General features: G+C 68.9%; 16 protein-coding genes. 9 read left to right on the top strand and 7 right to left on the bottom strand.

All coding sequences use genetic code 11. The features are described from left to right. Positions 1 to 14 precede the first annotated feature (14 nt). A complete protein-coding gene (locus NI26_RS00995; protein WP_066657609.1) occupies positions 15 to 944 on the bottom strand; it encodes an NADP-dependent oxidoreductase in 930 nt (309 codons plus the stop codon). Between the two features lie 105 nt (positions 945 to 1,049). On the opposite strand from NI26_RS00995, the gene NI26_RS00990 reads away from it, so the two are divergent. The 3 genes from NI26_RS00990 (at position 1,050) to NI26_RS00975 (ending at position 3,403) form a co-directional block, all read left to right on the top strand. Continuing rightward, the gene (locus NI26_RS00990) at positions 1,050 to 1,562 is read left to right on the top strand and encodes a MarR family winged helix-turn-helix transcriptional regulator (RefSeq protein WP_066651500.1); all 513 of its coding nucleotides are present in this window, start codon (positions 1,050 to 1,052) and stop codon (positions 1,560 to 1,562) included. Positions 1,563 to 2,555: 993 nt separating this feature from the next. Beyond that, positions 2,556 to 2,885, top strand: a complete 330-nt coding sequence (locus tag NI26_RS00980; RefSeq protein WP_066651492.1) for a hypothetical protein — start codon at positions 2,556 to 2,558, stop codon at positions 2,883 to 2,885. A 329-nt stretch (positions 2,886 to 3,214) separates the two neighbouring features. Next, positions 3,215 to 3,403, top strand: coding sequence for a hypothetical protein (locus NI26_RS00975; RefSeq protein WP_066651491.1), 189 nt, complete (start codon positions 3,215 to 3,217; stop codon positions 3,401 to 3,403). A 38-nt stretch (positions 3,404 to 3,441) separates the two neighbouring features. On the opposite strand, the gene NI26_RS00970 is transcribed toward NI26_RS00975, so the two are convergent. Together NI26_RS00970 and NI26_RS00965 are read right to left on the bottom strand one after the other, a co-directional pair. Further along, complete coding sequence (locus NI26_RS00970) at positions 3,442 to 3,828, bottom strand: hypothetical protein (protein ID WP_144411198.1); 387 nt, start codon at positions 3,826 to 3,828, stop codon at positions 3,442 to 3,444. Between the two features lie 20 nt (positions 3,829 to 3,848). Continuing rightward, positions 3,849 to 4,370, bottom strand: coding sequence for a hypothetical protein (locus NI26_RS00965; protein WP_066651486.1), 522 nt, complete (start codon positions 4,368 to 4,370; stop codon positions 3,849 to 3,851). A 1,048-nt stretch (positions 4,371 to 5,418) separates the two neighbouring features. Between NI26_RS00965 and NI26_RS00960 the strand changes: the two genes are divergently transcribed. Then, positions 5,419 to 6,603: a permease gene (locus NI26_RS00960; RefSeq protein WP_200884126.1), complete on the top strand. Its 1,185-nt coding sequence runs from the start codon at positions 5,419 to 5,421 to the stop codon at positions 6,601 to 6,603. A 34-nt stretch (positions 6,604 to 6,637) separates the two neighbouring features. Here the strand turns inward: NI26_RS00960 and NI26_RS00955 are convergent, their stop codons facing one another. Further along, the gene (locus NI26_RS00955) at positions 6,638 to 7,138 is read right to left on the bottom strand and encodes a DUF4396 domain-containing protein (protein WP_066651481.1); all 501 of its coding nucleotides are present in this window, start codon (positions 7,136 to 7,138) and stop codon (positions 6,638 to 6,640) included. A 203-nt stretch (positions 7,139 to 7,341) separates the two neighbouring features. Between NI26_RS00955 and NI26_RS00950 the strand changes: the two genes are divergently transcribed. The 3 genes from NI26_RS00950 to NI26_RS00940 all read left to right on the top strand — a co-directional run bounded on the left by NI26_RS00950 (position 7,342) and on the right by NI26_RS00940 (position 9,597). Further along, complete coding sequence (locus NI26_RS00950; RefSeq protein WP_066651479.1) at positions 7,342 to 7,797, top strand: hypothetical protein; 456 nt, start codon at positions 7,342 to 7,344, stop codon at positions 7,795 to 7,797. Between the two features lie 107 nt (positions 7,798 to 7,904). Next, positions 7,905 to 8,501 carry a DUF305 domain-containing protein gene (locus NI26_RS00945; RefSeq protein ID WP_066651478.1) on the top strand — a complete coding sequence of 199 codons (597 nt, stop codon included), beginning with the start codon at positions 7,905 to 7,907 and terminating at the stop codon, positions 8,499 to 8,501. A 382-nt stretch (positions 8,502 to 8,883) separates the two neighbouring features. Further along, positions 8,884 to 9,597 (top strand): M23 family metallopeptidase, encoded by a 714-nt coding sequence (locus tag NI26_RS00940; protein WP_066651477.1) that lies wholly within the window; start codon positions 8,884 to 8,886, stop codon positions 9,595 to 9,597. Positions 9,598 to 9,702: 105 nt separating this feature from the next. Here NI26_RS00940 and NI26_RS00935 read toward each other — a convergent pair whose 3' ends face one another. After that, a complete protein-coding gene (locus NI26_RS00935) occupies positions 9,703 to 10,767 on the bottom strand; it encodes a TDT family transporter (protein WP_232750747.1) in 1,065 nt (354 codons plus the stop codon). A gap of 163 nt (positions 10,768 to 10,930) precedes the next feature. On the opposite strand from NI26_RS00935, the gene NI26_RS00930 reads away from it, so the two are divergent. Then, complete coding sequence (locus NI26_RS00930; protein WP_066651474.1) at positions 10,931 to 11,836, top strand: LysR family transcriptional regulator; 906 nt, start codon at positions 10,931 to 10,933, stop codon at positions 11,834 to 11,836. Positions 11,837 to 11,876: 40 nt separating this feature from the next. Here the strand turns inward: NI26_RS00930 and NI26_RS00925 are convergent, their stop codons facing one another. Together NI26_RS00925 and NI26_RS16385 are read right to left on the bottom strand one after the other, a co-directional pair. Continuing rightward, positions 11,877 to 12,845, bottom strand: a complete 969-nt coding sequence (locus NI26_RS00925) for a helix-turn-helix domain-containing protein (protein ID WP_066651473.1) — start codon at positions 12,843 to 12,845, stop codon at positions 11,877 to 11,879. Positions 12,846 to 13,286: 441 nt separating this feature from the next. Continuing rightward, complete coding sequence (locus NI26_RS16385) at positions 13,287 to 13,787, bottom strand: hypothetical protein (RefSeq protein ID WP_139266334.1); 501 nt, start codon at positions 13,785 to 13,787, stop codon at positions 13,287 to 13,289. A 503-nt stretch (positions 13,788 to 14,290) separates the two neighbouring features. Here NI26_RS16385 and NI26_RS00915 point away from each other — a divergent pair. Further along, a complete protein-coding gene (locus NI26_RS00915) occupies positions 14,291 to 15,400 on the top strand; it encodes a fatty acid desaturase family protein (protein WP_066651471.1) in 1,110 nt (369 codons plus the stop codon). Positions 15,401 to 15,567: the final 167 nt, after the last annotated feature.

Below are 15,567 nucleotides of genomic sequence, written 5' to 3'. Positions count from 1 at the left end.
GCGGTCGTCCTCCCTCAGACGGTGACGACGACCTTGCCGGCGATCCGCCCGGCCGCGCCCTCGGCGTGCAGCGCCGGGAGGTCCTCGAGCCGGATGCGCCGGGTGACCTCGACCGTCAGCTGCCCGGCGTCGACGAGCGCGACGAGCTCGGCCAGGCGCCCGCGGTCCGGCAGGACGAACACCGTGGCGGCGCGGACGCCCCGGGACTCGTCGTCCGGCGTCGCCATGAACGCCGTGGTGCTCACCACGACCCCGCCGTCACGCACGGCGGCGACGAGCGCCCGGAACTGCTCCGGCTCGATCGGCGCGAGGTTCAGCAGCACGTCGACCGGCTCGTCGACCGCCGCCAAGACGTCGGTCGTGGTGTGGTCGATCACCTGCTGGGCCCCCGCGGCGCGGACCGCGTCGGCGCTCCGCGGGCTCGCGGTGGCGACCACGTGCACACCGGCACGGACGGCGAGCTGGATCGCGTACTTCCCGACCACGCCACCGGCGCCGTTGATCAGCACGCGCTGGCCCGCCTCGAGGCGACCCTCGTCGAACAGTGCCTGCCATGCCGTCAGCGCCACCGACGGGAGTGCCGCGGCGTCCACCAGCGGGACGCCCGTCGGGGCGGCGACCAGTGCCTCCGCGGGTGTGACGACGTACTCGGCGGCACCGCCGTCGCGTTCCATCGGCAGGAACCCGACCACCGCGTCGCCCACGGCGAGGCCGTCGACGCCCTCGCCCAGCGCGGCGACCGTGCCGGACACGTCGTAGCCGGGAACGTGCGGCAGCTGGACCGGGATCGGCAGGAACCCGCCGCGCATGCCGTTGTCGGCGGCGTTGTAGGCGGAGGCGGTGACCTGCACCAGCACCTCGCCCGTGCCCGGAACCGGGCGCTCGACGTCCTCGATCCGCAGGACCTCCGGACCGCCGACCTCGTGGAACCGCACTGCCTGCATGGTGTCCTCGTTCATGATGTTCCCCTTCATTGTTTGCTTCGAATTCGAAGCGATGGGTCGACCGTACACCTGCTTCGAGTTCGAAGCAACAGGTAGGATCGGGGCATGGACTCTCCCCCGTCGGCGCTCACCCCGACCCAGCTCGGCGCGTACCTGTCGTTCACCGAGGTCGCGGCCCTGCTGCGCCCAGCCGTCGAGCAGCAGCTCCGCGACGCCGGCGAACTCAGCTACGTGCAGTTCCAGCTGCTCGCCCGGCTGGGCGATGCGCCGGACGGGCGGCTGCGGATGACCGACCTGGCGGACGGGGTCGTCTACAGCCGGAGCGGGCTCACCTACCAGGCACAGGTGCTCGAGCAGCGCGGGCTCGTCACGCGGGGACCGTCACCCGACGACGAGCGGAGCACCGTGGTCTCCCTCACCGACGCCGGGCGCGACGCGCTCGCCACCGTGCTGCCCGGGCACATCGCGACGGTGCACGGACTGCTGTTCGCGCACATCAGCGACGACGACGCCGCGCAGCTGGGGGACGTCCTCGGGCGGATCAGCGGGCACCTGCGGCAGCACCCGCCGCGGTCGGCGGGGCGGGTGCGGCGGAAGACGGCGGGCGACTCGACGTGACGACGGCCGGACGGGAGGCGCGGGGCGGGCTGCCCCCGCGCCTCCCGTCCGCCAGTGGCGAGCCGACAGGCGTCCGGTCCGGCCCGAACAGGGGCCCGCGGTGGTCCGGGCCGCCTCAGCAGCCTCGCCGCGTGGAGCACCTGCCGATGAGGACGTCCGTGCACGTCGTGCGGGCGCAGATGCGGACAGGCGGGTCGCTCGAGGCGGCGCGTCCGCTGGTGGGACCTCGCCGTCGACACGGCACTGGCGATCGGTGCGCAGGACGACCGCTCCTCGGACACCGGGGTGGCGCCCGACCGTCTCCGTCGCCGACGTGCGCAGCGCCAGACGGGGCGCTGTGGCTCGGTGCGAGCCTCTCGATCCTGGCGCTCGTGGCCGGGGTCGGCAGCTGGGTGACCCCGACGCCCGAGCCGGACCGGCCTCAGGCGGTCCTCCTGGACGCGGCCGCCGAACCCCTGCCGACGCCCACACCGACCACGACGTCGACACCGACCGGTGGCGCACCCCGCGGCGCGCGCGGTCTCCCCGTCGCACCGTTCACCGTCGAGGGCGGGGCCCTGCGCATCGCGCAGTTCGACGAGGAGGACGCGTGGGCGGCGATCTGCGAAGCGGCCATGGGCGACTCCGACTGCCTGGCGTGGGGCATCGTCGCCTCGATCGAGTGCGACCTGCTCGTGAGGAAGCTGGGGAGAAGGCGCGCATCGCGGCATACGGTGCAATCTCTTGTGACCGACCAGCTGGCAGCATGGACAGCTGGACGGGGAACAGCATCGCATTCGGTGCCATCCCGCTCGTTCGCTCCTGTTGCTCCTCGAACGACTTCGTCTGCCAGGTCGGGAGTACGGCGAGCTTCGGACCCTCCGACTCCTACAACGAGGACACCAAGATCCGCTCGGATGCGTCGAGCTTCCTCCGGAACGTCATCACGGATCCCCAGCGGCGATTCGCTGACGAGTCGGAGCTCGGTCAGGATCGAGCAAGCGAAGGGATGAAATGACCACCTCACTCGGGCGGGACGTGACCTTCATTCTCCTGAACGTCGTAGCGGTGGTCACGGCGACGTTCGTCTGGTTCATCTACCAGTTCGCCCTCATGGTCTACACGCCCTGCGGGGGAACGGAAACGTGCTCAGAGGGCGCGCAGCAAGGAATCTACATCGGCTTCCTCATCGCAGAGCTCCTGAGCATCGTGCTCCCGCTCTGGGGAGGTCTTTCTCGTCGCAGGAAGGGCGTGAGCTTCTGGTGGCTCCCGCTCATCTCGATCGTCTGCGTCATTGCGGCGCTGGTGCTGTCCTGGCCACTCAACCTGTGGGCGGCGTCCTGAACCGAGGTTCGACGCCTGCGGCGTCCCGCGGCCCGCGTCGACGCTCGCGTCGAGCCCCGCCATCCGCCGGCGGTCCTGGTGTCTGCGTCGTCGCCCCTCCTCGTGCACGATCATCGCGCCACACCAGTGTCGGCGCATGGGCTTCTGGGGCAGACGCAGCGCGCTCCACTGAACGTCCGAGCGCTCGTCGCCATCGCGCTGATCGTCGTGACGGGAGGCGTGGTCTGGCCCCCGCGGCGTTCGATCTTGCCGCCCGCACACCGCCCTCCCAGTTCGACCACGACGCAGAGGACACGCCGCCCACCTCGGAGGATCGCGCCATCGCTACTGTGCAGGCTGTCGCGCTGATCGGGACCCCGCCCGCGGCCGTGGTCGCCCTGGTCATCGCGACGAGTTCACTCCGGCTCTGGAAGGAACAGGCGTCCGCGATCATCGCGACCAGTCTCGTGAGCCTTGCAGCGCTGACCGGCGTCGCCTTCGTCTGGATCGGCATCGGCACACTGGTGTTCTTGACCTAGCACGCGCGGCGGTCGGGCCTGCACCCCGAAGCGGTCCGTCATGAGCTCAGGATCTCCAGGACGGCGAGCACTGCGAGAACGACACCCGCGACGGAAGTGGTGACCCCAGCTACTGTGACCGTCTGCGCGAAGGTGTGGACCGCACCCTGGGCGCAGAAGCGGTCGATGGCCGATACGGCCAGCATCGTCGCGGCCATCGCCACGGGGACAGTCGCCATCCAGATCAGGGCGAGAGCCCGCCGCGCCGCCCAGACACCCGCCGGATGAGCGTGCAGGACGCCGCGGAGACGCTCAGGGTCGGCCTCCCATGCCGCGTCGATCGGAGCCACGTACCGGTAGGCGAGGACGCAGGCCATGATCTGCGCGATGAGGACGACGAGGGCTGCACTCGGCAGGATCCATGTCAGCCTCGAGGCACCGCGCACGCTCGGGCTCCGCGAGGCGCTCACTTGTCGAGGAAGTGGCCGAGGTAGACGTACGAGCCGCCCGAGCAGGCCCCTCCGAGCTGGAGCCACTGGTCGGCTCCGAGTGCCGCCGCTCGATGCACCTCGAGGTCCGTGGGCTGCTTGTCGGACCAGTCGCGGCGTTCGGGGTGGTCGGAGGGTGTGCGCGGGACGAAGCCGTCGGCCTCGGCCGCGTCGAACACCCGCTGCGCCTCCGGTACGCACGCCACCGCCCACGATTCGTCCGCCTTGAACATGTCCCGGCTCCCGGAGGAGACGAGTCGTGTTCCTGCCGGGAGGCTGATCCCGACCATCTGCTCGACGGCAGAACGCGAGAGCTGGCTGCACTCACCGCCGAGCGGGCTGCAGGTGCTGCCGTCCGCGGTGTGCGAGGGCCCGAGCGTGCGCTGAGCTGCGGTGCCGACGGCGGCGAGCACGCCGATGACGAGCGCTCCGGCCAGGACCAGCAGGCCCGCGAGCGTGACGAGCAGTCGCGTCAGGCTCGGACCGCGTACGTCTTCCACGCGGCCACCCTAAGCGGCAGGGTCACCGCCGACCACGAGGGTCCTCGTGGATGTGTCCCAGGGGCCACGACCGGGACCATCAGCTCAGGCCGGCCTGATCGCGACCCCCTCGGTACCCGTCGACGTCGCCGGTCTGGATCGCGCCGGTCACGCCAGCGTCGAGCTCGTCCTGGAGCACGCCCGACCGCGGCGCCAACGAGCTGGCGCGTTGCCGGGAAGCCCGACGAGCTCGAACTCGCCCTCACCGGTCTGGATCGTGAGCGTGCCGGTGGCCGGATCAGCGTCTGCGTGCAGGAGCCCGCCGGGGCGCCCACCCAGATGTGCGCCGGCAGCGCCGGTGGCAACGGGAACGGCACCGCACGGGCGGGCTCCTCAGCTGCGCGGTCGGGGATCTCGCTCGACGTCCCACTGCGCCGGGTCACGAGCACGAACGCGGCCGTCCGCGCCGCGGGCCCGTTCTGCACCGCGGAGACGATCGCCGGCACAGGGTGCGGCAGGTCCTCGAAGCCGACCTCCACCTCGAGGCGGTCGATGATCAGCAGGTCGTCGCGATCGAGGACCTCGGCGGCTCGACCGATTCCACGTGAGAAACAAGAAGACCCCCGCGTGAACGGGGGTCTTCTGTGGCGGTACCGGTGGGATTTGAACCCATCGCTGCGTGTTCGTGCCTTCACGGGCGCGCCCCCGATCGCCGGATTCATGGGGAAGTTGCCGACGGGTCGGGCCAGTCGGAGCCGTTCCCGGACAGGTGGTAGTGCACCAAATTGCACCACAGCGCTGCTGGGGGACGCCCGCTCCCGAGAGCGGCGCGGAGACGCAGCACCCGCCCCCGGATGGGCGTCCGGATAGCGCCCCGCCATCGCGACTGTCTGCGGACCACCTATGTGAGACAGATGGTGAGCGCTGCGTGCGACCGCGATGACTCGTACGCCGGAGGACCGTCTATTGAGACAGTGGCCCGGGCTTATCGTGTGTGACCTCACATGCTTGCTGTGACACCCAATTCCTTACGGCGGAGCAAGCTCGAACACCGATGGAGGAGGTAGCGGTGTTCGTGCTGCAGGCGATTGGTGACGCGTTGGCTGCGGCTGGCTCGATGGGGTGGGAGATCCTCTGGCCCCTCGTACTCGGCTTCACCCTGTCCGGCATCATCCAGGCCGTCGTCCGGACTGACCAGATCACCAAGCTGATGCGCGACGACTCGCCACGCGCGATCAGCGTCGCGACCGGGCTCGGCGCGCTGTCATCGTCGTGCTCCTACGCCGCGGTCGCGCTCGCGCGTGCCCTGTTCCGGAAGGGCGCGAGCCTGTCATCCGCGATGGCGTTCGAGGTGGCGTCGACGAACCTCGTCGTCGAGCTCGGGCTGATCCTGGCGTTCGTGATGGGGTGGCAGTTCACCATCGCAGAGTTCGTCGGCGGGCCGATCATGATCATCCTCATCGCCCTCGGGTTCCGGCTCTGGATGCGCAGCAAGATCCTCGACGCCGCCCGTGAGCAGGCCGACAAGGGCCTCGCCGGATCGATGGAGGGGCACGCGGCGATGGACATGTCCGTGCAGGGCGATCAGGGGTTCTGGCGACGGCTGTTCTCGAAGCCTGGGCTGACGAGCGTGTCGCAGTACTTCGTCATGGACTGGGCGTCCGTGCTCCGCGACATCATCATCGGTCTGCTCATCGCCGGCGCGTTCGACGCGTGGGTGCCGAACGCGTGGCTGCAGGCGGTGTTCTTCGAGGGGCATCCGACGTTGGCGTTCATCATCGACCCGATCATCGGCCCGGTGCTGGCGATGGTGAGCTTCGTCTGCTCCGTCGGGAACGTGCCCCTCGCCGCGGTGCTGTGGAACGGCGGGATTAGCTTCGGTGGGGTGATCAGCTTCATCTTCGCGGACCTGATCATCATCCCGATCATCGTCATCTACCGGAAGTACTACGGCTGGAAGGCAGCCCTCCGCATCACCGGGATCTTCTACGGGGCGATGGTCCTCGCCGGCTACGCCGTCGAGCTGCTGTTCACCCCGCTAAGCCTGATCCCGACGAATCGGCATCTGAGCATCGTGACGACCTCGATCAGCTGGAACTACACGACCTGGCTCAACATCGTGTTCCTGCTGATCGCCGCGTTCTTGCTCGTCGTGTTCATCCGCAGCGGCTCCTGGTCGATGCTGCGAATGATGAAGGGCGCACCCGACGACGGTGGCCACGACCACGCCGCACACGAGCACTCACACGCCTGACAGCATGCCGCGATCGAGCTAACCCGCGGACCGGTCAGTGGTGGCCGTGGACGACGGCGTGGCCGAGACCGCGGCTGATCATCCACCGGTTCACGGGCGTGGTGATCACGAACGCGATCGCGAGGGAGAACAGCAGCGCCGTCCAGAACAGCCAGTCGCTGAGTTGCGCGTCCATCGCACCGGGGATCGCAACGATGACGGTGTTGTCGATCAGCTCCATGACGGCGATCGATACGGTGTCCGCGGCGAGAGCGACCTTGAACGCGGCTCCCAGGGTCAGGCCCGACTTGATGACGCCGCGCATGGTGAGGGCGTAGCCGAAGATGAACGCGAGGACGATCGACAGGACGATCGTGCCGGCGTTGTGGAAGCCGGCAGCGGTACCGATCACCATGCCGAGGACCTCGCCGATTGCGCAGCCGGTCAAGCAGTGCAGCGTCGCTTGCGCCGCCATCGACCACGTCGTCGCCCCGTGACCACCGCCGTGGCCGGCGTGCTCGTTCCCGCTCATCTGGTGGTGCTCGTGCGTGTCCATGCTGCTCCGATCCGACGCCGCTGACGCCAACAGTTCACGTATACCCCTGGGGGGTACCATGCGCTGTAACGCTGAACCTTCCGCCGTGTTCCCGATTCGTCCGGTCGCGGCGGGTTCGGTGTGAATCCGGACACCAGGTTGCCGCCGCCCGCGGGGTACCGCACCATAGAAACGCTCACTCCACCCGTCTGCTCGAAAGACTGATGCTCACCACCACCGCCACCCCGCGTCGCCGACTGCTATTGCAGGCCACGGCGACGCTGGCATTGCTGCTGCTGGTCGGGTTCACGGTCCTGATGCACACGATGGCCGGGCACACCGCCGACCACGAGCATCCGATGGCGGCTCCCGCTGCCGCGGCCGAGCACGGCCATGTCGCGGCCGCCGGCCACTCCGAGCACGTAGCTCCTGCGACTGCGGTGATGACCGTCCTCACCGACGCGGGTTGCGACAGCGGCCTGTGTGCGCTGATGTGCTCGCTGATGGGGATGGCGTGCGCGCTGACGATCGCGCTGTTCACGTGGGCGCTGCTACGTGCACGGACCGGCGGTGTCCTCCACCTGATCGCGCGGCTGCTCGCGCTGGCCGACCGGCTGCCGCGCCGCATCGCGGCACCGAAACCGCCGTCGCTGACGGCGCTGCAGATCATCCGCATCTGATCCGCCCCTGCGGGACCCCACCCCCGAAGGGTGGCTCCCGCATGCCCAGATCCGGGAGGCGTCCGCCTGCCCGGACCACCTGACGCATCCACGGGAACGGACCAACCATGCACACCACCACCACGCGCACACTCGCAATCGCTGCTGCACTCACCCTCGGCCTCACCCTCGCCGGCTGTTCGACCGGCAACAGCGGCTCCGACACGGGCTCGTCGTCCTCGTCGACGTCGGCGGCGTCGGCGCACAACGACCAGGACGTGATGTTCGCGCAGATGATGCTGCCGCACCACAAGCAGGCCGTCGAGATGAGCGACATGCTCCTCGCCAAGGGCTCCGGCGTCGACACCGACGTCACCACCCTCGCGAAGCAGATCAAGGCCGAGCAGTCCCCGGAGATCAAGCAGCTCACCAGCTGGCTGCAGGGCTGGGGTGAGCCGACCGAGTCGGAGCACTCCGGGATGGGGCACTCCATGTCCGGGATGATGTCCGACTCCGACATGAGCGACCTCGACCAGGCGTCCGCGAAGGACGCCGCGAAGCTCTACCTCGAGCAGATGGTCCAGCACCACAAGGGCGCCGTCGACATGGCCAAGACCGAAGTCGACAAGGGCAAGAACACCGACGCCATCGCGATGGCGAAGTCGATCGTGTCGAGCCAGACCGAGCAGATCACCCAGATGCAGGACATGCTCGCGTCCCTCTAAACCCCGGCGTGGGTCGCGGCAGGCTCCCCCCTTCCTGCCGCGGCCCACGACCGGCCCCACCCTCCCCTTCCCGCTCGACCCGCGTTCGGGCCACCCCACGTTTCGGCCTGCCGGCCACCACCCCTCTTGGAGCCTGCCCGTGCCTCAGCAGCACCCCCAGACCCCCACGACTCCCGCACCCCGGACGCGCCGCGAAGCCCTCGCCGCCGAACGCGCCGCCGCAGCCCCGACCGCCAGCCGCACCCGAACCGCGACGATCACTGCCGCTACTCAGCCGGCACTGCGGCCGCTGCCGACCGTCGCGACTGCACCCGCAACACCGGTCCGCTCACTGCGGTCACGCGTTCTCGCCGCGGTCCCGATCACTGGTGCCACGGCCGCGATGGCGCTGTTCACCGCTGCCGCAGCGCTGCCCGCGCAGGCAACGACCGGCCCCGCGGCAGTCGTGCCCGGTGTCGCTCCTGCCACCGCCGAGCAGAGCTTCACCGCGTCCGGGTTGGCTCTCGCGGTCGACCGCGACGGGTACACGATCACCAAGCCGGCCCCGAAGCCCGTCATCACCAAGACCGCACCCGCCTCGCAGGCCGCGTCAACGGGGGGCGCACCGGCCTCGACGAAGCAGAGCGTTCCCACGACCACGGGCGGCACGATTGTCAACACCGGCACCGGCGACATCCGCTGGCCCGTCGCCGGAACCATCACCGTCAGCTCACCGTTCGGCCCGCGAAGCGCCCCGTGTGCGACCTGCTCGTCGATTCACCAGGGCGCGGACCTTACCCCCGGCGCCGGCACCCCCATCGGAGCTGTCGCTGCCGGTACTGTCCGAGTGTCGACAACGCACCCCGAGTACGGGCAGTACGTCATCATCGACCATCAGATCGACGGTCGGCTTGTGTCCACCTTGTACGCGCACATGATCTTCGGCTCCTCGCCGCTCCGCCCAGGTGACACCGTCGCCGTCGGGCAGCTCGTTGGCCTCGTCGGCAACACCGGCGCGAGCACCGGTGCGCACCTGCACCTGCAGGTCATGCCCGGCGGCACCACACCCATCGACCCGATCCCGTGGCTCACCGCCAATGCCGGACGTACGCTGTAGGAGCTGGTCCCAGCGGTGTCCGGCCAGCCATCGGCTACCGAGACGCGGTCATGGATCCTGGTAACGCCCTATGGCTGGTCGCAAGGCTGATCCGCGCCAGGGTCGTCACGCTGTCTTGGGTGGTGCGAGGAGTGTGCCGCGGATGACGGAGCCGTGGAAGGTGCGGACGGCGACGGTGATCCATGCGGCGACGAGGCCGGCGTAGTAGACGACTGCGAGCACGGCGACGACAGTGAGTCCGGAGTGCAGGGCCAGGCCGTTCAGGCCGGTGACGCAGGTACCGACGGGGAACGTGAACGACCACCACGTCAGGCTGAACGGCAGGTGCTCGCGGGCGGTCCGGATGGTGATGGCAAGGGCGATGACGGTCCACAGCAGCGCGAAGCCGAGCATCGCGAACCCGTACACCAACGCCACGACCAGCAGTGCGTGGGCGGTGGAGGCGTCGACGACGGTGGGGGCGTTTGAGGCGAGGAGGTTCACTGCGGTGATCGACTGCCCGACCGGTCCGAGCACGATCCACAAAGTCGGGACCATGCCTGCGGCGCCGACCTTGTGCTGCGCGAGCCGGTTCCAGATCAGTGTGATCACGACCAGGGACGTGATGAGGCTGAGGCCGAAGAAGCCGTAGCAGGACCACAGCAGTGTCTCCCGCGCCTGCCCGGCGGGCGCGTACGGCAGCAGGAGCGCGCCGGTGGAGGCGGACACCATCGGCGGGACGATCGGCATCAGCCAACCGCCAAACGCGGAATCGGGCGTGTTCTCGTGACGGGTGAACGCCAGGTACGGCACCAGGACCGCCGTGAACAGTCCGCCGACGGTACCGATGCTCCAGAGGACCCAGTCGACGGTGACGGCGGCGGGAAGGCCGATCCAATCCTTACCGAGGAGGATCGTGCCGGCGCCGACGGTGAGGAACGCCATCGGCGGTGCCCCGTAGAAGTGGGAGATGACCGGGTTGAGGTGGTGCTTCGCTGCGGTGCTCCGGTAGCGGACCCAGTGCAGGGCCGTCGCGATGGTGAGGGCGACCAGGAGGGCCGCCGCGATCGCCCACACGATCGTCGCCGCCGTCCGGACACCGGGGAACTGCAGCGGCAGCGATGCGGCCGCGACGGCGACGATCCCGGTGCCCATGATCGACGCGAACCAGTTCGGGGTCAGATTCGACACGATCAGACCAGGCCGCTCCAACTCCCGGAACAACCGCCGATCGCGCACACCATGCTCGGACGTCGCGGGTGCGTGGGCGAGGTGAGCGGACATGCACCCAGCGTGCGCGTGTGCCCCGTGGTTCTGGAACGGCGAACTCGTTGGCAGGGCACAATGGTTGCTTGTGGCACTGCGGCGGCTGACGGACCGGACTCTGGACCTCGACACCCTCGAGGTCCTCGTCCGCGTCGCGGAGACCGGTTCGTTGACCCGAGCGGCCGACGTGTTGGGGGTGACACAGCAGGCGGTGTCAGCGCGCTTGCGTGCCGCGGAACAGGCAATCGGCCAGCCGCTGGCGCACCGGACGGCATCAGGGACCGCGCTGACCGACGCAGGCCGAGTGGTGCTCGGCCTGGCCGTCCCGGTGTTGGAGGCCTCCCGGCGGCTCGAAGCAGGAGTCGCCGCGCTTCGAGAACCCGCGGGATCCCTCGTGGTCGCAGCGTCGCAGACGATCGCCGAGCTGCTGCTGCCCGGATGGTTGCTCGCCCACCGGGCTATCGCGCCGGATGCGTCGGTGCGCCTGATCGCGGGGAACTCCGCCGCCGTGATCGACCTCGTTCGCTCCGGCGCTGCCGATCTCGGATTCGCGGAGACCCCTGCTGCGCCACCTGACCTGTCCTCGCTGGTGGTCGACGAAGACGAACTCGTCGTCGTCGTCGCTCCGCACCATCCGTGGGCAAGCGCGTCGGGCATCACCGCGGATGACCTCGCGGAGACGCCGCTGCTACTCCGAGAGGAAGGGTCCGGCACCCGCGCCACGGTCGAGGCGTGGCTCGACCGTGCTGGGCTCCGCCTGGTCGTCCCAGCGGCGGTGCTGGAGACGACGGGCATCATCCGCGCCAACGCGCGGGCGGGCATCGCGCCCGCGGTGATGAGTCTCCGCACCGTCGGCAGCGACCTCTCCGACGGTGCCCTCGTCCGGGCACCGCTGCTCGGCCCGCCACTGATCCGATCGCTGCGCGCAATCTGGACCGGCCACCCGGGGCCCGCCGTCATGGCATTCCTCGATAGCGCTCAGCAGTCCCGATAGCCAATCGGCTATCGGGACCCAATTCTGTGTTGCTGCTGAGTCACCGTGACGGTCTGCGGAGCGTGTCGGATGGTCGTTCTCCGAAGGTGTCGGCGTAGTAGCTGGCGAATCGTCCGAGGTGTCCGAAGCCCCAGCCTCGTGCGACGTCTGCGATGACGGTCGTTGGGGCTTCGCCGGCGACGAGCTGTGCACGGACCCGGTGGAGCCGGATCTGGCGGAGGAAAGCCATGGGGGTGGTGTCCGCGTGGCGTTGGAAGGCTGCTTGCAGGGCGCGGGCGTTGATGCCGGCCGCCTGAGCGACGTCAGTGCTGGTGATGTGTCGATGAGCGTTAGCGACCATCCACTCCTGCGCAAAGCGCATCGTCGCTGGGCCGTCGTGGAAGACGATGTCGACGTCGGGGGTGGCGTGGAAAGCGTCGACTGTTGCTTCTGCGACAAGCATGTTCACAGCTGCTCGTCGCCACCGGCCCGTTCCGGAGTGCAGCAGCTCGGGTGCTGCCGCACGGATCACCTGTCTGAGGCGTTCGAGTTGTTCCGGGTCGGGAAGGTTCCGGAACTGCAGCGGACCGGGGATTGCGCCGAGCTGGGCTGCGGCGACGTTCTCGAGGAAGGTGCCGTCGAAGCGGATCATGTGCTGGGTACCTGGCGCAGCGTTGAACTCGAACGGGCGCCCCGATGGGTACATCACGGGCACGTTCGGTGGCATCGCGATCGCGTCTCGCGTGTCGACGTCGAGGACGATGCCCGGGGTGGTGGTCCAGGCGAGGATGTAAGTGCCGTGTTGGCCGATGGTGCCCCAGCGGTTCGCGTCGACAGCGGATGTGCCCAGCGTGAGCTCGTCGTCGTCGTCGTCGCCGACGGCGCGGTACCGCCATGTGAATCCGTCGGCGGTGGGCTTGCCGATGTGAATGTCCTGGCTCGCGTAGACGTCTTCGTAGAACGCGACCGCTTCGTCGACATTCGTACCTCGGCGGTCGACGGCGACTGGGGGCAGGTTGTCCGACGGCATCCGCGAGTCAGTATGCCGCCAACCGCCGACATCGTTGCTCGCGGCTGGAACCGTTTCACGCCTTCCGGTGATTCGGCGGTCTGCGACGGAGCTGTCAGGGGTGTTCCGGGGAAGCTTTCGGGGGTTGCAGGAGCGTGTACTGGTAGCCGTTGCGGGCCATTGGTCGATGGAGCCGGTGGTGGGTGGCTGCCCAGATCCGCCCGTTGTACTGCAGCGTTTCTGGGGCGGTTCCGCGGAGAGTGAGGGTGATGTCTGGGTGGTCGGGCTCTTGGAGGACGAGGGTTCGCAGTACTCCGGCGGGGTCGAGCGTGACGTGGGTTGCGTGATCCGGCATGCTGTTCTCCTTCGTCGCCGCCGTCAAACCGGTGGTGATCAGCCCATCCGGACGGAGCCGCATCCTGGACGGTTCCGCAGAGACCGTCACTGCCGGGGAAGGCTGGCTCACCGGGTTGCCGGCTTCGGCTCTGCGACCGTGTTCGGCGCGCCGTTGTCAGGCGTGATGGACGTGTCGGGGGTGAAGTGGATGCGTTCGGCTGCGCGGGTGGTGTCTTGGGCGCGAGCGAGTTGTGCATCTTGCGCGGTCTGCGCGTCAGCTCGTGACTGGCGGATCGTGGCGAGGGCGTTGCTGCTGATCTGGTGCACCAGGTTCGCGATGGTGGTCGAGAGGCCCCGTTCGAGTTGGCCGAGGTTGGTGTTGCCGATGATCAGACGCCGGTCGTGCACAGCGAGCGTCACATCCGGGTAGCCGGCGCGCTGTAACGAATGGTGACTTCCGGAGCCTTCCAGCGCTGCGATCTCTTCAGGATTGGGTCGTCGGTTGAAGACTGCGGGGACGTCGTAGAACCGTTCGGCGGCGTCGGTGCCGAGCGATGCCGGCAGGCCGGATGCGACGACGCTGGTCAGGGCGAGGTGCTGGTCAGCGGTTGTGGATGGGCCGGTCATGATGACTGCTTCCGTTGACGGTGGTGACCGCCAGGATGCGTGCGCTTCGGCGAGCATCGTGGTCGGAACCGTCTGAGATGAGTCTCCTCCTGCCGGTTGGTCGCAGCATGCAGGTTGCAGACGGACGCGTCCGGCGGTTCCTCTGTTGCCGGCCATCTGCGTACGAGGAGGGTCAGGGGATGACCACACGACTCTGTGCACGCGGCCGATGGGGATGGCCGATCGGCGAGGTCGGGAATCCGGTTGGCCGAGTTCGGCCGCAGCGGGATGGATTTCGGGCGTTGGCTCATCAGGAAGACGGTGTCGTCCGGCTCCTGGGCCTGTTCGATAGCAGGAGCCGCGCAGCCGCTGCCGTGGAGACAGCAGACCGCAGCTTGAGGGCGGAGGTTCCTGCCGACTCACGGGTGGTATGCATCCCGGCGCCGTAGCGTGACGGCAAGCGCGGATGCGTGAACTCTCCGGACCGGTCGAAGGATCGCTCAGCACCAGAAGGTCGGTCCTCGATGACGACGATCCCGCTCGCCCCCGGTTTCACCCGCACCCGTCCCGGGAACGGCGGCCGCTCCGGCACCTCCACCTACTCGGTGCTGCTCGCGCAGGTCAAGGACCACGGTCTCCTGCGTCGCCGCACCGGCTTCTACTGGTCGCTGTTCGGCGGCCTCGTCGCCACCCTCGCCCTGGCGTGGGTCGCGTTCTCGTTCCTCGGCGACTCGTGGTTCCAGCTGATCGTCGCGGGGGTGCTTGGCGTGCTGTTCACGCAGTTCGCGTTCTTGTCGCACGAGGCCGCGCACCGCCAGGTGTTCGCGTCGCAGAAGTGGAACGACCACGCGGGCCGCTGGGTCGGGACCTTCCTGGTGGGCTTGAGCTACTCGTGGTGGATGAACAAGCACACCCGTCACCACGGCAACCCGAACACCGTGGGCAAGGACCCGGACATCGCCCCCGACGGCATCCGTTTCCTGCCCGATGACGCCGCCGCGGCGAAGGGCCCGCTGATGCGGACGTTCCTGCGCTTCCAGGGATGGCTGTTCTTCCCGCTGCTGACGCTCGAGGGCGTCAACCTGCACCGGTACGCCGTGACCTCGGTCCTGACGGGCACCGGCACCAAGGCGGACGTCCGACACCGCTGGCTCGAGGGCGTCCTGCTCCTCGCCCGCTTCGGCATCTACCTGACGGTGGTGTTCTGGTTCCTGCCGTTCGGGATGGCGTGCGCGTTCCTGGGTGTGCAGCTGGCCGTGTTCGGCGTGATGATGGGCGCCTCGTTCGCGCCGAACCACAAGGGCATGCCGACGATCGCGCACGACGCGAAGGTCGACTTCTTCTCGCGCCAGGTCCGGACCTCGCGCAACATCCGCGGCGGGTGGTGGGTGTCGTCCCTGATGGGTGGCCTGAACTTCCAGGTCGAGCACCACCTGTTCCCCTCGATGCCACGGCCGGCGCTCCGGCAGGCGCGGCTGCTGGTGCGGGACCACTGCGACACCCTCGACGTGCCGTACACCGAGACCACGCTGCTGCGCTCGTACGGGATCGTCGTGCGGTACCTCAACCGGGTGGGTCTCAGCGCCCGCGACCCGTTCTTCTGCCCGATGGTCGCGCAGATGCGGATCCACTGACGTGAGCGGAAAACGGATCTCACCGTTGCACTGGAGCTCACATGACACGGAGCTGTGGACTGCGACGGACGATGCCGGAGCGGTCGTCGGCTCCGGCATCGCCGCAGGCGACTACACAGCGGTGACCTTCGATGGCTCCGTTCACGGCACCCACCACTCGCTCGAAG

It is taken from the genome of Curtobacterium sp. MR_MD2014 (genome assembly GCF_000772085.1).
In the GTDB taxonomy this organism is placed as follows: Bacteria; Actinomycetota; Actinomycetes; order Actinomycetales; family Microbacteriaceae; genus Curtobacterium.
This window is presented reverse-complemented; position numbering and strand designations above follow the sequence as displayed.